Consider the following 17,226-nt stretch of genomic DNA (forward strand, 5'->3'; position numbering starts at 1 on the left):
CGGGCGTCAGGGTCTCTGCGGGGCTCAGCGCGCGGCAGCCTCGGGCGCGCCGGTGACGACCGTCGCGCGGAACACCGACGCCATCCACCACCAGACGAGGATGCCGGTGGCCACCGCGATCGCGACCGAGAGCACCAGGAAGAGCAGCACGCCGAAGATCGCGTTCGCCACCACGGCCGAGACGCCGCCATCGCCGAACTGGAAGAACAGGCCGCCCAGCGCGCCCGCCGCGGCCTGCAGCACGAACGATAGACCGAGCCCCATCGGCACGGCGGTGAGCGTCACGAGCACCGGGTGGAACACCTGGTGCGCCCGCAGCACCAGCCACGACAGCAGCAGTCCGCCGAGCAGCATGACCGCGCCGATGATGCTCAGCCAGAACGACACGTTGCCGAAGGTGGTCGGGTCGACGGCGGTGATCTGCTGGTCGAGGTCGCGCGCGGTGGCCTCGCTGAAGAGGCTCGTGAAGGCGACGATGATCGTCTTGAAGACGGTCGTGAGGTACCAGGCGCCGATCGGCACGGCGAGCGTGATGAGGCCGAGCGTCACGAGCGGCAGGCCCAGCGCACCGGCGATCGCGGCGCCGCGGCGCTCGCGCTTGCCGAGCTTGGGGCGCTGCACCTGCACGGTCTCGACGCTGACGGGGCCGTTGCGGATGCGGTCGACCGCCTCCGCGCGCTCGTCGCGCTCGTCGATCACCGTCGTGGGCGCGTCTGCGGAGCGCTCGGCCAGGGGCGTCGACACGCGCTGCGCCGCCACGGAGCCCGTCGCGGGAGCGCTCGCGCGCATGGGGCGCGTCTCGCCGTCGTCGACGGGCAGGGGGATGGGCGCTGATGCGTCGCGCTGGACGGGCCGGGGCCGCGGGGTCTCTTCCACGGGCACATCATGGCACCCGTCGCGCCGCCGAGCCCGGATCAGCGGGTGGGACCGCGCCAGAGGACGACGGAGCCGGGCTTCGAGGGGCGCGCGCCGGCGCGCAGCGTCTGGATGCCCGCCGAGCCCGCCGCGAAGATGCGGCGTCCCTGCTGCTGCATCACCGCATCCGCCAGTGCCGTCTCGAGCTCGCGAACGCGGGCGCGCAGCTCGCGGTTCTCGTCGCTCATGTCGAGGATGCGGCGGATGCCCTCGAGCGAGACGCCCTCGCTCGAGAGCAGCTGCACCTGCCGCAGCCGCCCCACGTCGCGCATCGAGTAGCGACGCGTGTTGCCGGCGGTGCGGGCGGGCTCGACCAGCCCCAGCCGGTCGTACTGCCGCAGCGTCTGCGCGTGCAGGCCGGCGAGCTCGGCGGCCGCCGCGATCGAGAAGATCGGCGACGTCTCGTCGAGGCCCTCCGGCTGCCCGAGCATCAGGAGGCCTTGGCCTTCGTCAGCAGCTCGTCGCGGGGCGAGTCGCTCGGGCCCGCCTGCACGAACGCCTCGAGGTGCTCGACCTGCTCCTTCGTGAGGTGGCTCGGCACCGCGACCTGGATGGTCGCGAGCAGGTCGCCCGTGCCCTTCCTGCCGGCCACGCCGCGCCCCTTGACCCGCAGCACGCGGCCCGAGGGTGTGCCGGGCGCGACCTTCAGCCGCACCGGGCCGCCGCCGAGCGTCGGCACCTCGATCGTCGCGCCGAGGGTGGCCTCGGCGAACGTCACCGGCACGTCGACGCGCAGGTTGAGCCCATCCATCGTGAAGACCGGGTGCGGGCGCACCTGCACCGTGAGGATCAGGTCGCCCGGCTCGCCGCCGCTCGCCGACGGGTCGCCCTTGCCGGCCAGCTTGATCTTCTGGCCGTCGTGCACCCCGGCGGGGATCTTCACGTTCATCGTCTTGCCGCCCACGGTGAGCTTGAGCGTGTCGCCCTGCACCGCCGAGGTGAAGTCGAGCGCGGCCCGTGCGGTGACGTCGCGGCCGCGGGCGGGGCGGCGCTGGCCGAAGCCGCCGCCGAAGCCGCCCGCACCTGCCCCGCCGCCGCCGAACATGCCGCCCAGCAGATCCTCGAAGTCACCCTGCGAGTACTGCACGCGCGGGCCGCCGCCGAAGCCGCCGAAGACGTCCTCGAAGCCGCCGGAGCCGCCCGGCGCGAACCGGGGCCGGCCGCCCGCCATCGCCCGCACGGCGTCGTACTCCTGCCGCTGCTTGGGGTCGGAGAGCACGGCGTGCGCCTCGGAGATCTCCTTGAAGCGCGCCTCGGCCGCGGCGTCGCCCGGGTTCGAATCCGGGTGGAACTGCCGCGCGAGCTTGCGGTAGTGCTTCTTCAGATCGGCTGCCGAGACATCCTTGGCGACGCCCAGCACCGCGTAGAAGTCCTTGTCGAACCAGTCATTGCTGGCCATGCGCCACCCCCTCCCGCGCCTTCGGCGCCCGGTCGATCTTTGCCGGATCCGTCCCTGCGGCCGAACCCATCCCTGCGGCCGAGCCCATCCCTGCGGCCGACCCCATCCCTGCGGCCGGGATCACTCTGCCGGAACGAAGACCGCGACCTTCGCGGCGCGCAGCACGCGCTCACCGACCCGGTAGCCCGACTGCACGACGTCGGCGACGACCATCTCGGTCACCTCCGGGTTCGGCAGCTGGGCGACGGCCTCGTGCTTCTCGATGTCGAAGGGCTCGCCGATCTCGCCGAGCTTCACGACCCCGAGCGCCTCGAACGAGCCGCGCAGCTTCGCCGCGACGAGCGCCAGCGGACCCTCGGCCAGGTCGCCGTGCTTCTCGGCGAGGTCGAGGTCGTCGAGCGCGGGCAGCAGCGACGCGAGCACCGACGCGGTGGTCGACGCCTTGTCGAGCGCCCGCTCCCGCTCGATGCGGTTGCGGTAGTTGACGTACTCGGCGCGCAGCCGCTGCAGCTCGTCGAGCTGCGCGGCGGACTTCGCCTCGAGCTCGGCGCGCTCGGCCTCGTAGGCCTGGGCCTCGTTGGCGAGCAGCGCGCGATCCTCGTCGCTCAGGTCGTCGGATGCGTCGGCCTCGGCCTGCGCGTCGGCCGCCGGTGCCGCCTCGGTCGCCTCGGGCTCCGCCGCGGGGGCGGCTCCGGAGCCGGCCGAAGCCGGCTCGCGGGGCTCGCCCGTCACGGGGTCGATGCGACGCTTGTCGGTGATGTGCGGCTCGACGGGCTGCTCGTCGGGCTGCTCGTCGTTGGACTCGAACTGCTCGTGCTTGGCCACGGCTACTTCTTCTCGTCCTCGTCGTCGACGACCTCGGCGTCGACGACATCGTCGTCCTCCGCCTGGGTCGCCGCGGGCTCCTCGCCGTCAGCGGCCGGCTGCTGCGCCTGCGCCTGCTGGTAGATGGCCTCGCCCAGCTTCGACTGCGACTGCTGCAGCTTCTCGACGGCGGTCTTGACCGCTTCGTCGTCGTCGCCCGCGAGGGCCGACTTGACCGCATCCACGTCGGCCTGCACCTCGGCCTTGACGTCGGCGGGCAGCTGCTCGGCGTTGTCGGTCAGCACCTTCTCGACCGAGTAGACGAGCGTCTCGCCGGTGTTGCGCTGCTCGGCGGCCTCGCGGCGCGCGTGGTCGGCGGCTGCGTTGGCCTCGGCGTCCTTCACCATGCGCTCGATGTCCTCCTTCGAGAGGCTCGAGCCGCCCGTGATGGTCATCGACTGCTCCTTGCCGGTGCCCTTGTCCTTGGCGGAGACGTGCACGATGCCGTTGGCGTCAATGTCGAAGGTCACCTCGACCTGCGGGATGCCGCGGGGCGCCGGCGCGATGCCGGTGAGCTCGAACGTGCCGAGCGGCTTGTTGTCGCGGGTGAAGTCGCGCTCGCCCTGGAAGACCTGGATCGCGACCGAGGGCTGGTTGTCCTCCGCGGTCGTGAAGGTCTCGGAGCGCTTCGTCGGGATGGCGGTGTTGCGCTCGATGAGCTTCGTCATCATGCCGCCCTTGGTCTCGATGCCGAGCGAGAGCGGGGTGACGTCGATGAGCAGCACGTCCTTGCGCTCGCCCTTGAGGACGCCGGCCTGCAGGGCGGCGCCCACGGCGACGACCTCGTCAGGGTTGACGCCCTTGTTGGGCTCCTGGCCGCCGGTGAGCTGCTTGACGAGCTCGGTGACGGCGGGCATGCGGGTCGAGCCGCCGACGAGCACGACGTGCGCGATCTCGGAGACCGTGATGCCGGCCTCGCGGATGACGTCCTCGAAGGGCTTGCGGGTGCGCTCGATCAGGTCCTTCGTCATGTTCTCGAACTGGGCGCGGGTGAGCGTCTCCTCGAGGTTGGCGGGGCCGTTCTCGGTGAGCGAGAAGTAGGGCAGCTGGATGCTCGTGCTGGTCGACGACGAGAGCTCCTTCTTGGCCTGCTCCGCTGCCTCCTTGAGGCGGCGCATCGCGATCTTGTCGTTCGAGACGTCGACGCCCGACTGCTCCTTGAAGCGCGTCTTCAGCCACTCGACGACGCGGTCGTCCCAGTCGTCGCCGCCCAGGCGGTTGTCGCCGGCGGTCGAGCGCACCTGGATGGTCGAGAAGTCGTCGTCCTTGCCCACCTCGAGCAGCGAGACGTCGAAGGTGCCGCCACCGAGGTCGAAGACGAGGATCAGCTCGTCCTCCTTGCCCTTGTCGAGGCCGTACGCGAGCGCGGCGGCCGTGGGCTCGTTGATGATGCGGAGCACGTTGAGGCCCGAGATCTCGCCGGCCTCCTTCGTGGCCTGGCGTTCGGCGTCGTTGAAGTAGGCGGGCACGGTGATGACGGCATCCGTCACCTTCTCGCCCAGGTAGGTCTCGGCGTCGCGCTTGAGCTTGCCGAGGATGCGCGCCGAGATCTCCTGCGGCGTCAGCTGCTTGCCGTCGATCTCCTGCTTCCAGTCGGTGCCCATGTGGCGCTTGACCGAGGAGATCGTGCGGTCGACGTTCGTGACGGCCTGGCGCTTGGCCGGCTCGCCGACGAGCGTCTCGCCCTCCTTGACGAAGGCGACGACCGACGGGGTCGTGCGGAAGCCCTCCGCGTTCGCGATGACGGTGGGCTCTCCGTTGTCGAGGAATGCGACGACGGAGTTGGTGGTGCCGAGGTCGATGCCGACTGCTCGTGCCATGTGATTGCCTCCTGTTCGCAGCTGCGCTGCGCTCGTGCCTGGTTCCGGCAGACGAACCCGCCGCCGATCGAGTCGCTGTGGCGGTGCGCTCGTCTCCCGGAACCCCGGCCGCGACCTGCGCCCCGGACGGGCGCCGACTTGAGTCGCGATGGCTCAAGTTTTCCATCTTGAGTCGCCTGGTGTCAACTTTGTCGGCTGTGCATCGGCCGTGAGTCGCGTAGGCCGCTGCGTGAGCACTCCCCTACGTCAGCACACCGCGGCTCGAGGGCACGATCCAGCGCGCCAGCACTGGGCCGCCGATCGCGGTGAGCAGCACGTAGCAGGCGGCGACGGCACCGACCTCCGGATAGCCGGCGCCCACCGCGAGCGCCGCGATCACGATCGAGAACTCGCCCCGCGGCACGAGCGCCGCCCCCGCCCGGAGCCGGCCGCGCCGCTGCACGCCGTCGCGCGCGGCCGCGATCCAGCCGGTGCCGAGCTTCGTCGCCGTCGTCACCACCGCCAGCAGCAGCGCGGCCGGCAGCACGGGCAGCAGCTCGGCCGGCACGATCGGCAGGCCGAAGGAGAAGAAGAAGATCGCGGCGAACAGGTCGCGCAGCGGGCTCAGGATGCTGCGGGCCCGCCGGGCGATCGACGGCGGCACCGCGATCCCGACGAGGAACGCGCCGACCGCCGCCGAGGCGCCCAGCAGCTGGGTCAGGCCCGCGACGATCAGCGTGATGCCCAGCAGCCGCAGCAGCACCTGCTCGTCGCTCGGGTGGCTGAGCAGCCGGCCGAGCGGCGCCGACGCGCGCCGCGAGGCGATGAGGATCGAGGCCACCGCGCCCATCGCGAGCGCCACGGCGCCGAGCGCCTGCCACCACTCGGCCCCCGTCAGCACCGCGATGAGCACCGGCAGGAAGAGCGCCATGGCGATGTCCTCGATCACGAGCAGCGACAGCACCGCCGGCGTCTCGCGGTTGCCGAGCCGCCCGAGGTCGTCGAGCAGGCGCGCCACGATGCCCGACGACGAGACCCAGGTGATGCCGGCCAGCGCGAGGCACGCCGGCAGCGGCATCCCGAGCGCGAGCCCGATCAGGAAGCCCGCCCCCGCGTTGAGCCCGAAGTCGACGAGCCCCGATCGCCCGTGCCGGGCGAGCGACTGGCCGAGCTCCTCGGCGGTGAACTCCAGCCCCAGCATGAGCAGCAGCAGCAGCACGCCGATCTCGGCGGCCGGGCCGATGAAGGGCAGCGCGTGCGTGATGTCGACGACGCCGCCGCTGCCGAGCGCGAGGCCCGCGAGCAGCATGAACGGCACCGGCGAGATGCCGATGCGGTGCGCCAGCAGCCCCAGCAGCGACACCCCGAGCACGACCGCGCCCAGCTCGAGCAGGAGGGCTGCGACGTCGTGCATGTCAGGCCGGCTGCAGCCTGATGCGCAGCTGGTCGATGCCGGTCGCGGATCCCACCACCACGAGCGTGTCGCCGGGCTCGAGCGGCTGCTCGGGGCCGGGCGCGGCCAGCACGTCGTGCTCGCGCACGATGGCGACGATCGAGCAGCCGGTGAGCGTGCGCGCCTTCGTGCTGCCGAGCGGGTGCCCGGCGAACGGCGAGCCCGGCTCGATCGACAGCCGCGCCGACTCGAGCCCCGGGATCTCCCGGGTCACGTCGAGCAGGCCGTCGGCGATCCGCGCCGCGCCCAGCAGCTCGGCGAGCGCATCCACCTCGTCCTCGTCGAGGGCCAGCGCCAGCCGCACGTCGTCGGGATCCTCCTTGCCGCGCACGTAGAGGTCTGCCTGCCCCTCGCGGTGCACGACGACCGAGAGCGGCACGCCCTTCACCGTGGTCATGTCGTAGCGCATCCCGATCCCGGGCAGCAGCGTCTGCGTGATCTCCACGTGCGCATTGTGGCACCGTCGGGGCGACGCGACACCCGCCGGTCATCGGGCCTGCACCGGCTGTTCGCCCGGCGGCCCTACGCTCGAGCCATGAGCGTCCCTCAGGAGCCCGTGGAGGCATCCGTCACCGCCCCCGGCAAGGCATCGCGCGACGAGCTCGTGCAGCCCGCGCAGGTGGGCGTCGAGCCCGTCACCCGCCGCGAGCTCGGGCGCCGTGCGCGCGCGTGGGCGATGTGGGACTGGGGCTCCGCGTCGTTCAACGCGGTCGTCACCACCTTCATCTTCAGCACCTACCTGGCGTCGGGCCTCTTCGTCGACCCGGCCATCGTCGACGCGGCCGGCGAGGGCGGCTCGCCGGAGCTCACGCGCGCGCTCGCCGACAACGCCTCAGTGGTCGCCTGGGCGGTCGCGATCGCCGGCATCCTGGTGGCGCTGATCGCCCCGATCGTGGGCCAGAGGTCGGATGGCGGCGGTCGCCGCAAGCTGTGGGTCACGGTCAACACCGGGGTGACGATCGTCGCCATGGTCGGCATGTTCTTCGTCGCGCCCGTGCCCGGCTACCTCTGGCTCGGTGCGATGCTGCTGGCCATCGGCAACCTCTTCTTCGAGTTCGCCGGCGTCAACTACAACGCGATGCTGCACCAGGTCTCGACGAAGGAGTCGCTCGGCCGCACCTCGGGCTTCGGCTGGGGCATGGGCTACGTCGGCGGCATCGTGCTGCTGGCGCTGCTGCTCGTGCTGTTCATCTTCCCGATCGTCGACGGCGGGGCCGCGGGCAACGGCATCCTGAACGTGCCGAGCGGCCGCGACGGGGGCGGGCTCGACGTGCGCTTCGCGGTGCTCGCGAGCGCCGCCTGGTTCCTGGTGTTCGCGCTGCCGCTCATGCTGCGCGTGCCCGAGCTGCCGCCGACGGGCGCCGTGCCGAAGCGCGTCGGCATCATCGAGTCGTACCGCATCCTGTTCCGCACCATCGGCCGCATCGGCCGCCGCGCGCCGAAGACGCTGCTGTTCCTCATCGCCTCGGCGGTGTTCCGCGACGGGCTCTCGGGCGTCTTCACCTTTGGCGCCATCATCGCGGCGCAGGTGTTCGACTTCACCTCCACCGAGGTCATCCTCTTCGCCATCGCCGCCAACGTCACCGCCGGCATCGGCACCTTCGTGGGCGGCTGGGCCGACGACCGCTTCGGGCCGAAGATCGTGATCATCGTCTCGCTCATCGCGCTGTCGATCTCGGGCTCCGCGGTGCTGTTCATCGAGCCCAAGAGCCTGTTCTGGGTGTTCGGCCTGGCGCTCGCCACCTTCGTCGGCCCGGTGCAGTCGGCGTCGCGCTCCTTCATGGCGCGCATCACGCCCGAGGGCCGCGAGGGCGAGATGTTCGGCCTCTACGCCACCACCGGCCGCTCGGTGTCGTTCCTCACGGCGACGCTGTTCGCGCTGTTCGTCTCGATCTCGGGCGAGACGCGCTTCGGCATCCTCGCGATCGTCGTCGTGCTGATCGCCGGCCTGCTGCTCGTGCTCCCGGTCTCGCCGAAGCCCACGCGCATCGACGACACCGACTGAGCCGCGGCGCCGGCGGCACCCTGGCCTGCGCCGGCTGCCGACCGGCCGCCCAGCCCTGTGCGCGCCCGCTTCCGGTACCTCCTTGCCGCTGCCCGACGCATCCGCTCGTCATGGGGTACCGGTTTCCGGTAGCGAATTGCCGGCTCCCGAGGCATTGCTCGGCATGGGCTGCGGGGGCCGCGGTCGGCGTGCGCGGCTCTGCCCTCCACAGGACGGGGCGGATGCGGCGCCGGCGCCGCGCAGGATGGCGCACGATGCGCGCATGCCCGCTGCCGCACCGCTGCCCGAGTCACTCGCCGACGGCCCGTTCTCCATCGCCGCAGCGAGGTCGGCAGGGGTGCCGGCGTCGCGCCTGCGCAGGGCCGACCTCGTGCGGCCCTGGATCGGCGTGCGCAGCACCGTCGCACCCCACGACCTGCCGTCGCACGCCGCTGCCTTCGCCCAGCGCATGCGCACCGGCCACGTCTTCGCGGGCGTGACCGCGGCCCGGCTGTGGGGGATGCCGGTCGCATCCCTGTGGAAGCCCGAGGAGCCCTTGGTCGTCGGCGTGCCCGCGGGGACGCCGCGCACCCGCGTGACCGGCGTGCGCACCCGCGAGTTCGATCCGCGGCGGCTCGGACCGACCGAGCTCGACGGCCTGCCGATCCTCGCGCCCGCTGCGACCGTCATGAGCCTCGCCCGCGACACCGAGCACCGCGATCTGGTCGCGCTCGTCGACGCGCTCGTGACGCCATCGCGGTGGTACCCCGACCTGCGGCTGCCGAAGCGCGCCTACGCCGACATCGCGGCGCTGGCGGCCTTCGCCCGGCGGTGCCGAGGGCTGCACGGCGCAGCCGCGTTCAGCGCAGCGGTCGACGACGCCCGGGCGGGCGCCGACTCTCCGCAGGAGACGCGCACCAGGCTGGTCATCGTGGCTGCCGGGCTGCCGGAGCCGGTGCTGCAGCACCCGATCCGGGCCGATGGCCGTCGGATCGCCGTCGTCGATCTCGCCTACCCGCACTGGCGCATCGCCATCGAGTACGAGGGCGAAGGCCACCTGAAGGATCCCGCGCAATGGGCGAAGGACATCCGCCGCTACGAGCGGCTCGAAGCCCTCGGCTGGATCGTGATCCGCGTCACCAAGTCGGATCTGACCGGCGACGCGGCCGCCCTGACCCAGCGCGTGCGCGCCGCCGTCGCTCGCCGCAGCACCGCCGACTGACGCCGGCGCATCGCTCTCCTGCCGGCGAGCGTGGGCTTTGCGGTACCCGGTGACCGGCGCCGGGGCGCGCAGACGGCATCCGGGTACCGGAAGTGCGGCGGTACGGCGCGGGGCGGCTCAGACGAGGGGGTCGGTGGGGCGGATGCGCTCGGCCTCGATCGCGGGATGGCCCAGGATGCGGTCGATCAGTCGGGCACTGCCGCCGACCAGCGTCACGTCGAGGTCGAGGTCGGTCGCGACGAACCAGGCGGGCGCAGCATGCGGCTCGACCGGCCAGATCGCGTTGGGCGTCCGGCCGGGGTACGGCCGGTCGTGCCGCCAGCCCAGCCCCGCGGTCTCCACCCAGCGCGGGTCGAGGAAGACCGACAGCGGCGAGCGCAGCAGCACGTGCCCGCGGCCCTGCTGCTCGCGCGGCAGGCCGAGCACCCGCTGCGCCCGCATGGCGGCCAGCACCTCGGGGTCGACCGCCGCGACCTGCTCGGCCCGGTGCTCCGCCTGCAGCCGCCGCGTCTCGCGCCGCCGCACCCACCAGCTCGTGCCCGCGGGGAAGGCGGCGAAGGCGCTCGAGCCGCGCGGGTCGAGCTCGCGCCCTTCCCACACCGCGCTCAGCACTTCGGCATCGCCGTGCTCCTCGAGCAGCAGCGAGGCGAGGGTCGCGAGCAGCGGCCGCGGGATGTCGCCGTCGTGCGGCTCGCCGATGCGGCTGCCGTCCGGCAGCGCATGGCGCTCCGTGAGCCGCGAGCCGTCCGGGAGGTCGCGGCCGATCTCGCCGAAGCGCCGCAGCCACACCGACCACGGCTGCGGCTCCCCCAGCCGGTCGCCGATCAGCACCGCCGCCTCGGCCCACGAGATCTGGCGAGATCCGTAGACGGGCGTGCCCCACGCATCCGTCTCCCCTGTGGGCGTCTCGAGCGTCGCCGGATGCAGGATGCGCGCGTAGGCCTCGAAGATCGGCGGCACGACCGCGGCGATCGAGCCGAGGTCGGCGAGCGCCGCCTGCACCCAGCGCGCGCTCGAGACGTCGTGCTCGACGCGCAGCCGCCCGGCCATCAGGGCTCGGCCTGCTCCACCTCGGCGGGCACCGCCGGCACGCCGTCGCTCGGCGCCGCATCGATGCGCGTGCGGTGGAACGACTGGAACGAGCGCGACGCCGTCGGCCCGCGCTGCCCCTGGTAGCGGTTGAGGTTGGGACCCTGGCCGTAGGGGTGCTCCGAGGGCGACGAGAGCTGGAAGTAGCAGACCTGCCCGATCTTCATGCCCGGCCACAGCTTGATCGGCAGCGTCGACACGTTCGACAGCTCGAGCGTCACGTGGCCCGAGAAGCCCGGGTCGATGAAGCCCGCGGTCGAGTGCGTCAGCAGCCCCAGGCGCCCGAGCGACGACTTGCCCTCGAGCCGCGCGGCGACGTCGTCGGGCAGCGTGATGCGCTCGTAGGTGGCGCCGAGCACGAACTCGCCCGGGTGCAGGATGAACGCCTCGTCGGCGCCCACCTCGACCAGCCGGGTGAGTTCGGGCTGATCCTCTGCGGGGTCGATGAACGGGTACTTGTGGTTGTCGAAGAGCCGGAAGCCGCGGTCGAGCCGCACGTCGACGCTCGACGGCTGCAGCATCGCCAGGTCGAGCGGGTCGAGGCCGAGGGAGCCCGAGTCGAGCCGGGCACGGATGTCGCGATCGCTGAGCAGCACGGCCCGAGCGTATCGGCCGCGACGTGCCGTCGTCCGAGGGGCCGGGTCGCTGTTGAGCAGAAGTCATGGCGGATGCTGTGGTGCAGTCAGGGGCGGAATGGTGGACGATGGGCATTACGAGATGGAGGGCGCCGTGAGCGTGCATCGAGGACGCCGACTGGAGGACTGGGTCGAGCTGGCTGCAGCAGCCGTCGAGCGCGCCAAGCGGTCGCTCGGCGACCAGGAGGTCGCCCGCCGCGTCGAGGCGTCGGTCTCCGACGAGGACTACGAGACGACCGTCCGCGTGCTGCGCACCATGGGCCGCGATCTGCAGGCCTCCGCGCCCGATCTCAGCGCGCTCGACGCGAGGCTCCGCGGGCACGTGGAACCGCATCCGCACGTGCCGGAGGTGCCCGAGGAGGCGCCAGCCGCGACGAGCGAGCTCGCCGCCGAGCGCGGCCCGGCCTCAGAGACCGACAGGCCCGACAAGACCGCGCAGGCGACGCTCGACGACCTGCCGATCGACGAGCGCGGCTCGCTCAGCCCGATGGAGGTTGCGAAGCAGCTGGCGCGGCTGCGCAACCCGATCCTGCCGCACCCGCGTCGCGGCCGGGCACGCTGACGCCTGCCCCGACCGCGGTCAGCGCGCCCAGATGCCGCGCGTGACGCAGTAGACGCCGTAGACGATCAGCCCCGCCGCGATCGCGACGAGCGAGAGCACGCCGCCCGGCACGGTCGTCAGCGACTGCAGCGCGCCGTCGAGGCCGCCCGTCTGCCGCGGCTCGTCGCGCACCGCACCGACCACGAACAGCCCTCCGACGATGAGCACGGCGAGGCCCTTCGCGACGAAGCCCGGCATGCCGAGCGCCTCGACCAGGCGCCGGAAACGGCGGGGCGGCGCGACGTCCTCGAAGAACTTCCGCCGCAATCCACGGAGCACGAACGCGATGCCGACGCCCGCGATCACCAGGCCGACGGCTCCCAGCAGCCAGGGGCCGAGCGGATGCGCGATGACCGCTGCCGACACCGACTCGGTCGCGGCCTCGCCGTCGATGGAGCCGCCGGTCGCGAACACCAGCGCGGTGCCGCCGACGACGGCGTGCCCGACGCCTCGCCCGGCCGCGCGCAGCGCGTCGCGGCGGTGGCCGCGCGAGGCGGCGATCGCGACCACGAAGGCGTGCAGGGCCAGCGCGACCAGGGCGATCCCGACCACCCACAGCGCGATGCCGCCGAGCACGGTGCCGCCGAGCGCGCGCATCGCGCCCGACTGGTCGGCCGAGCCGCCGGCACCGAAGGCGATGCCCAGCGCGATCCCGCCGATCAGCACGTGCACCACGCCGTTCGCCGACTGCCCGACCGCCTCCACCCAGGTGGCGGCGCGGTGCTGCTCGAACTCGACCGCCGCGCGCTGCGCCTTCCGAGCCGCGCGACGCGCGCCGCGCGAGCCGTGACCGGCGCGCGCGACGGGACCGGAGGCATCCGCCCCCGGTTCGGGCCCCGCCTCGGGCCCCGCGTCGAAATGCGCCCGGTCGTCGTCCAGGGGAGCCGCCGGTTCAGCGGGTCCAGATGCCGCGCGCGAAGCAGTAGACGCCGTAGAGCATCAGGCCGAGGGCGATCGCGATCAGCGCGATCACGCCGCCCGGCACGGTCGTGAGCGACTGCAGCGCGCCGTCGAACCCGCCGGCCTCCTCGGGGTCGTGCTGGATCGCGGCGACGACGAACAGCGCGCCGACGACGACGATCGCGACGCCCTTGGCGACGTAGCCGGCGGTGCCGAGGCCGTCGACGGCGCGCTTCCAGCGTGCGGGCGGGGCGACGTCCTCGCGGAACTTGCGCTTGACGCCCTTCATCACGAAGTAGATGCCGACGCCCACGATGCCCACACCGATCAGGCCGACGAGCACGGTGCCGAACGGGTTCGACATCAGCTGGCTCGAGAACGTCTCGGTCTGCGACTCGCCGTCGGTGCTGCCGCCGGTCGCCGCGACGAGCGCGGTCGCCCCGATGGCCGCGTAGGCGATGCCGCGACCCGCCTCCTTCAGCGCGTCCTTCCAGTCGCGGCGCGACGCCGCGATCGCGGTGACGAAGGCGAGCAGCGCGAGCGCCAGCAGCGCGATCGCGACGAACCAGAGCGCGAAGCCGCCCACCGGCGTCTCCTTGAGCGCCTGCATCGCGCCCGACTGGTCGGCCGATCCGCCGGCGCCGAATGCCACGCCCAGCGCGATCGCGCCGATGATGATGTGCACGACGCCGTTGGCGACCTGCCCCGCCCCGGTCACCCAGCGCATGGCGGGGTGCCGCTCGGCTCTCGCCGCGACGTCCTGCGCCTTCGACTTCGCGCGACCGGCGGCATCCACTGCTTCAGAGGCATGCATGCGTGCGCTATCGCCATCGACCATGGAGCAACCGTAGTGCCAACGGTTAGCGTTGACGCACGAGCGAAGGAGCAGTCCATGGCCATCGAGACCACCGACGACACCGCCACCCGCTGGCACGGCACCGAGGGCGACCCCGTGGTCGTGCTCGCGCACGACTGGAACGGCCGCCTGCCCTGGATCGACGCGCTCGGCGCGCGCCTGGCCGACGAGGGCTTCCGGGTCGCGGTGCCCGACTTCTACGGCGGCCGCTCGACCCGTGACGACGGCGAGGCCGGGCAGCTGCTCGGCGAGCGCTACGCCGACCTGCCGGGGGCGATGCACATCGTCAGCGAGACGATCGGCGAGGCCCGCGCCCTCGGCAGCGAACGCGCCGCGGTCGTCGGCTTCTCGATGGGCTCGACGATCGCGCTCGGCTACGCCGCCGAGAGCCCCTCGCTCGACGCGATCGTCGCCTACTACGGCGCCCCCTTCCCCGGCATCGCCGCGGGCCCGCGCGTGCCGGTGCTCTTCCAGCTCGCCGAGAGCGACGACTGGAGCGGCCGCGAGGCCCCCGAGGACTACCGCGCCCGGCTCGCCGCCGAGGGCTACGACGACGTGCAGCTGCATCACTACGCGGGCGCGATCCACGGGTTCCATAACGCCGACGTCGCCAAGTACAGCGCGGATGCGTCGGCGGCGGCCTGGCCGGTGACGGTCGCGTTCCTGCGCGACCACCTGGGCACGGCCGGCTGAGGCCCAGTGCCGAGGGCCCAGGGCCGACGCCCCAGTGCCGACGGCGAGGGCTGACCCCGAGGGCGGTCGGATGCCGAGCGCCGTGATCTGAGGCGAGCCCTGCGGAAACGTTGGGCGCCGGATCCTGGAACTCCGTGCGGTCGAGCGTCAAGATATCCGCATGGCAGGGTCGGATCGACCCGTGATCCGCACCCCAGACCAGCGGATCCGGGTGTTCGTGAGCTCGACGCTGCGCGAGCTCGCCGATGAGCGCCGCGCGGTGCGCGCGGCGGTCGAGCGGCTGCGCCTCGCGCCGGTCATGTTCGAGCTGGGTGCGCGGCCGCATCCGCCCCGCGCGCTGTATCGCTCGTACCTCGCGCAGAGCGATGTCTTCGTCGGCATCTACGGCGACAGCTACGGCTGGGTCGCGCCCGACGAGGAGATCTCGGGGCTCGAGGACGAGTACCGGCTCGCGCCGGCGCGCATGCCGAAGCTCATCTACATCCGCGAGGCCGGGCAGCGCGATGCCCGGCTGCAGGAGCTGATCGCGCGCATCCAGGCCGACGACACCGCCGCCTACCTGCCGTTCCGCACCGCCGAGGAGCTCGAGGAGCGGGTCGCCGACGACCTCGCGACCCTGCTCGCCGAGCGCTTCGACGAGTCGCAGCGGCCGCCCGACGGCGGCGCCGCCGAGATCCCGCCGACGCCCGACTCGCGCGTGCCGGTGCCGTACACGACGACGATCGGTCGCGAGCGCGAGATCGCCGAGGTGCGGGCGCTGCTCGAGCGCCGCGCCGACCGGGTGGTGAGCCTCATCGGCCCTGGCGGGGTCGGCAAGAGCCGCCTCGCCATCGAGGTGGCGCGCGCGAGCGACGACCTCTTCCCCGACGGCCGCTACTTCGTGCCCCTCGAGGGCGTGCTCGAGCCGGCGCTGCTGCTGCCGACGATCGCGTACGTGCTGGGCATCCGCGACAACGGCGAGGCGGCGCTCGAGGAGCGCATCGCGCGCGCCCTCGCCGACCGCCGCGTGCTGCTGGTGCTCGACAACTTCGAGCAGATCGTCGAGGCGGCGCCGCTGCTCGTGCGGCTCTACGACGTGGCGCCGACGACCGCGTTCCTCGTCACCAGCCGCGCGGTGCTCCGCATCCGCGGCGAGCGCGTGTTCGAGGTGGGCTCGCTGACCGTGCCGGCCGACGACGCCGTCGACAGCGTCGACCGGGTGCTGCGCTCGACGGCCGCGGCGCTCTTCGTCGACCGCGCGCAGGCGGTGAAGCCCGGCTTCGCGCTGACCGACGAGAACGCGGCCGCGGTCGCCGACATCTGCCGCAGCCTCGAGGGGCTGCCGCTGGCGATCGAGCTGGCCGCGGCGAAGGTGCGGCTGCTGAGCGCGCAGGGCATCGCCCAGCGGCTCGAGCAGAGCCTGCCGCTGCTGACCGCGGCGGTGCGCGACCTGCCAGAGCGGCACCGCACGATGCGCGCGACCATCGACTGGAGCGTGAGCCTGCTGCCCGACGAGCAGCGCGACCTGCTCGAGGATCTCGGCGTCTTCGCCCGGCAGTTCTCGCTCGAGGCGGTCGAGGCGGTGGGCGTCGGCCGCTCGTGGGAGGGCCGGGCGCTCGAGGCGATCACCGCGCTCATCGACGGCTCGCTCGTGAAGCAGACCGAGGCGGGCGGCGGCGCCGTGCTGTCGCTCCTGTCGATCGTGCGCGAGTACGCGATCGGCCGGCTCAAGGAGCGCGGCGAGGCGGCCCGCATGCGCGCCGCGCACGCCGACTACTACAGCGCGCTCGTGGCACGGGTGGCCCCAGGGCTGCGCGGCGCCGGCGCGAGCGGCCCCGGGCAGGGCGAGGCGGTGCTGCAGCTCGGGCTCGAGCTGCCCAACCTGCGCGCCGCGGTGCGGCACCTCGTGCACACCGACCGCCTCGACGAGGCGGGTGACTTCGCCTGGCGGCTGCTCATCTACTGGTGGATCGCCGGGTTCTTCGGCGAGGTGCGCGTGTGGATGCTCGAGCTGCTCGACAAGGATCAGCCGATCAGCGCCCACACGCGCGCGGTCGCCTGGTTCTTCTCGCTCTGGAGCGAGATGTGGCAGCGCCCCACCGAGAGCGTCGTCGCAGGGCTCGGCGAGTGCGTGCGGCTCTTCGCCGAGAGCGGCGACGACGACGCGGTCGCCATGAGCACGGCCGCGCGCGCCACCGCCCGGCTGCAGCTGCCGCTGCCCGACCTCGACACCGCCGAGCGCGAGCTGGGCGAGGCGGTCGAGCTGCTGCGCGGCCAGGGCAACGCCTGGGCCGAGGCGATCACCGAGGTCTCGCGCGGACGGCTCGCGTGGCTGCGCGGCCGCACCGGCGACGCACAGGCGCGCTTCGACCGCGCCACGCAGGTTGCCGGGGCCAGCGGCGACCTGTTCACCCTCTCGGTCGCCGGCAACCACCAGAGCCGGCTGCAGCTGGTGCGGGGCGAGATCGATGCGGCGGAAGGCGGATGCGTCCGCACGCTGCTCGTGTCGGTGCGGTTGCACTTCGAGGAGGGGGTCGCCTACGCCCTCGAGGGGCTGTGCGCGGTCGCGGCCGCGCGCGGCGACGGCGAGCGGGCAGGCACGCTGGCAGCTGCCGCATCGGCGATCCGGCGTCGCATCGGCGTCTTCGACGCCGAGGTCTTCTCGGTGCACACCCCGCAGCTCGACGCCATGCGCGCCGCCGACCCGGAGGCCGTCGCCGCCGGCGAGCGGCGCGGCGACGAGCTCTCGGTCGCGGAGGCGATCGCGCTCGCGCTGCCCGACGGCGAGCGGCAGCGGGTCGCGGCCGCGCTGGCCCGCTGGTGAGCGCTCCGGGCGC

16 protein-coding genes are annotated in these 17,226 nt (G+C 73.1%); 5 read left to right on the top strand and 11 right to left on the bottom strand.

Annotation, left to right across the window (positions count from 1 at the left end; translation table 11 throughout):
* Window positions 1-24: 24 nt before the first annotated feature.
* From Q9250_RS06395 to Q9250_RS06425, 7 genes are all read right to left on the bottom strand, one after another.
* Window positions 25-876 (bottom strand): hypothetical protein, encoded by an 852-nt coding sequence (locus Q9250_RS06395; RefSeq protein WP_306233755.1) that lies wholly within the window; start codon window positions 874-876, stop codon window positions 25-27.
* A 38-nt stretch (window positions 877-914) separates the two neighbouring features.
* Window positions 915-1,346 (bottom strand): heat shock protein transcriptional repressor HspR, encoded by a 432-nt coding sequence (locus Q9250_RS06400; RefSeq protein WP_306233756.1) that lies wholly within the window; start codon window positions 1,344-1,346, stop codon window positions 915-917.
* Window positions 1,346-2,314, bottom strand: a complete 969-nt coding sequence (locus Q9250_RS06405) for a DnaJ C-terminal domain-containing protein (RefSeq protein WP_306233757.1) — start codon at window positions 2,312-2,314, stop codon at window positions 1,346-1,348. Before Q9250_RS06405 ends, Q9250_RS06400 begins: the two co-directional genes overlap by 1 nt.
* 120 nt (window positions 2,315-2,434) lie before the next feature.
* A complete protein-coding gene (locus Q9250_RS06410; protein WP_306233758.1) occupies window positions 2,435-3,139 on the bottom strand; it encodes a nucleotide exchange factor GrpE in 705 nt (234 codons plus the stop codon).
* A 2-nt stretch (window positions 3,140-3,141) separates the two neighbouring features.
* Window positions 3,142-4,998: a molecular chaperone DnaK gene (gene dnaK, locus Q9250_RS06415; protein WP_306233759.1), complete on the bottom strand. Its 1,857-nt coding sequence runs from the start codon at window positions 4,996-4,998 to the stop codon at window positions 3,142-3,144.
* A gap of 241 nt (window positions 4,999-5,239) precedes the next feature.
* Window positions 5,240-6,391 (bottom strand): cation:proton antiporter, encoded by a 1,152-nt coding sequence (locus Q9250_RS06420; RefSeq protein WP_306233760.1) that lies wholly within the window; start codon window positions 6,389-6,391, stop codon window positions 5,240-5,242.
* A 1-nt stretch (window position 6,392) separates the two neighbouring features.
* On the bottom strand, window positions 6,393-6,875 hold the full coding sequence (locus tag Q9250_RS06425; RefSeq protein WP_306233761.1) for a cation:proton antiporter regulatory subunit: 483 nt from the start codon (window positions 6,873-6,875) through the stop codon (window positions 6,393-6,395).
* 90 nt (window positions 6,876-6,965) lie between these two features.
* Here Q9250_RS06425 and Q9250_RS06430 point away from each other — a divergent pair, with 90 nt between their 5' ends.
* Both Q9250_RS06430 and Q9250_RS06435 read left to right on the top strand, forming a co-directional pair.
* The gene (locus tag Q9250_RS06430; RefSeq protein ID WP_306233762.1) at window positions 6,966-8,435 is read left to right on the top strand and encodes an MFS transporter; all 1,470 of its coding nucleotides are present in this window, start codon (window positions 6,966-6,968) and stop codon (window positions 8,433-8,435) included.
* Window positions 8,436-8,697: 262 nt separating this feature from the next.
* Window positions 8,698-9,636 (top strand): endonuclease domain-containing protein, encoded by a 939-nt coding sequence (locus Q9250_RS06435; protein WP_306233763.1) that lies wholly within the window; start codon window positions 8,698-8,700, stop codon window positions 9,634-9,636.
* Window positions 9,637-9,753: 117 nt separating this feature from the next.
* On the opposite strand, the gene Q9250_RS06440 is transcribed toward Q9250_RS06435, so the two are convergent.
* Window positions 9,754-10,686: a hypothetical protein gene (locus tag Q9250_RS06440; RefSeq protein WP_306233764.1), complete on the bottom strand. Its 933-nt coding sequence runs from the start codon at window positions 10,684-10,686 to the stop codon at window positions 9,754-9,756.
* Window positions 10,686-11,321 (bottom strand): dCTP deaminase, encoded by a 636-nt coding sequence (gene dcd, locus Q9250_RS06445; protein ID WP_306233765.1) that lies wholly within the window; start codon window positions 11,319-11,321, stop codon window positions 10,686-10,688. Before dcd ends, Q9250_RS06440 begins: the two co-directional genes overlap by 1 nt.
* A gap of 133 nt (window positions 11,322-11,454) precedes the next feature.
* Here dcd and Q9250_RS06450 point away from each other — a divergent pair, with 133 nt between their 5' ends.
* Window positions 11,455-11,922: a hypothetical protein gene (locus Q9250_RS06450; RefSeq protein ID WP_306233766.1), complete on the top strand. Its 468-nt coding sequence runs from the start codon at window positions 11,455-11,457 to the stop codon at window positions 11,920-11,922.
* Between the two features lie 18 nt (window positions 11,923-11,940).
* On the opposite strand, the gene Q9250_RS06455 is transcribed toward Q9250_RS06450, so the two are convergent.
* Window positions 11,941-12,666, bottom strand: a complete 726-nt coding sequence (locus tag Q9250_RS06455; protein WP_306233767.1) for a DUF1206 domain-containing protein — start codon at window positions 12,664-12,666, stop codon at window positions 11,941-11,943.
* 187 nt (window positions 12,667-12,853) lie between these two features.
* The gene (locus Q9250_RS06460) at window positions 12,854-13,675 is read right to left on the bottom strand and encodes a DUF1206 domain-containing protein (protein WP_306233768.1); all 822 of its coding nucleotides are present in this window, start codon (window positions 13,673-13,675) and stop codon (window positions 12,854-12,856) included.
* A 78-nt stretch (window positions 13,676-13,753) separates the two neighbouring features.
* Between Q9250_RS06460 and Q9250_RS06465 the strand changes: the two genes are divergently transcribed.
* Both Q9250_RS06465 and Q9250_RS06470 read left to right on the top strand, forming a co-directional pair.
* On the top strand, window positions 13,754-14,410 hold the full coding sequence (locus tag Q9250_RS06465; protein ID WP_306233769.1) for a dienelactone hydrolase family protein: 657 nt from the start codon (window positions 13,754-13,756) through the stop codon (window positions 14,408-14,410).
* A gap of 181 nt (window positions 14,411-14,591) precedes the next feature.
* Window positions 14,592-17,213, top strand: a complete 2,622-nt coding sequence (locus Q9250_RS06470; RefSeq protein ID WP_306233770.1) for an ATP-binding protein — start codon at window positions 14,592-14,594, stop codon at window positions 17,211-17,213.
* The last annotated feature ends 13 nt before the right edge of the window (window positions 17,214-17,226 follow it).

This window comes from Agrococcus beijingensis (assembly GCF_030758955.1).
In the GTDB taxonomy this organism is placed as follows: domain Bacteria; phylum Actinomycetota; class Actinomycetes; order Actinomycetales; family Microbacteriaceae; genus Agrococcus; species Agrococcus beijingensis.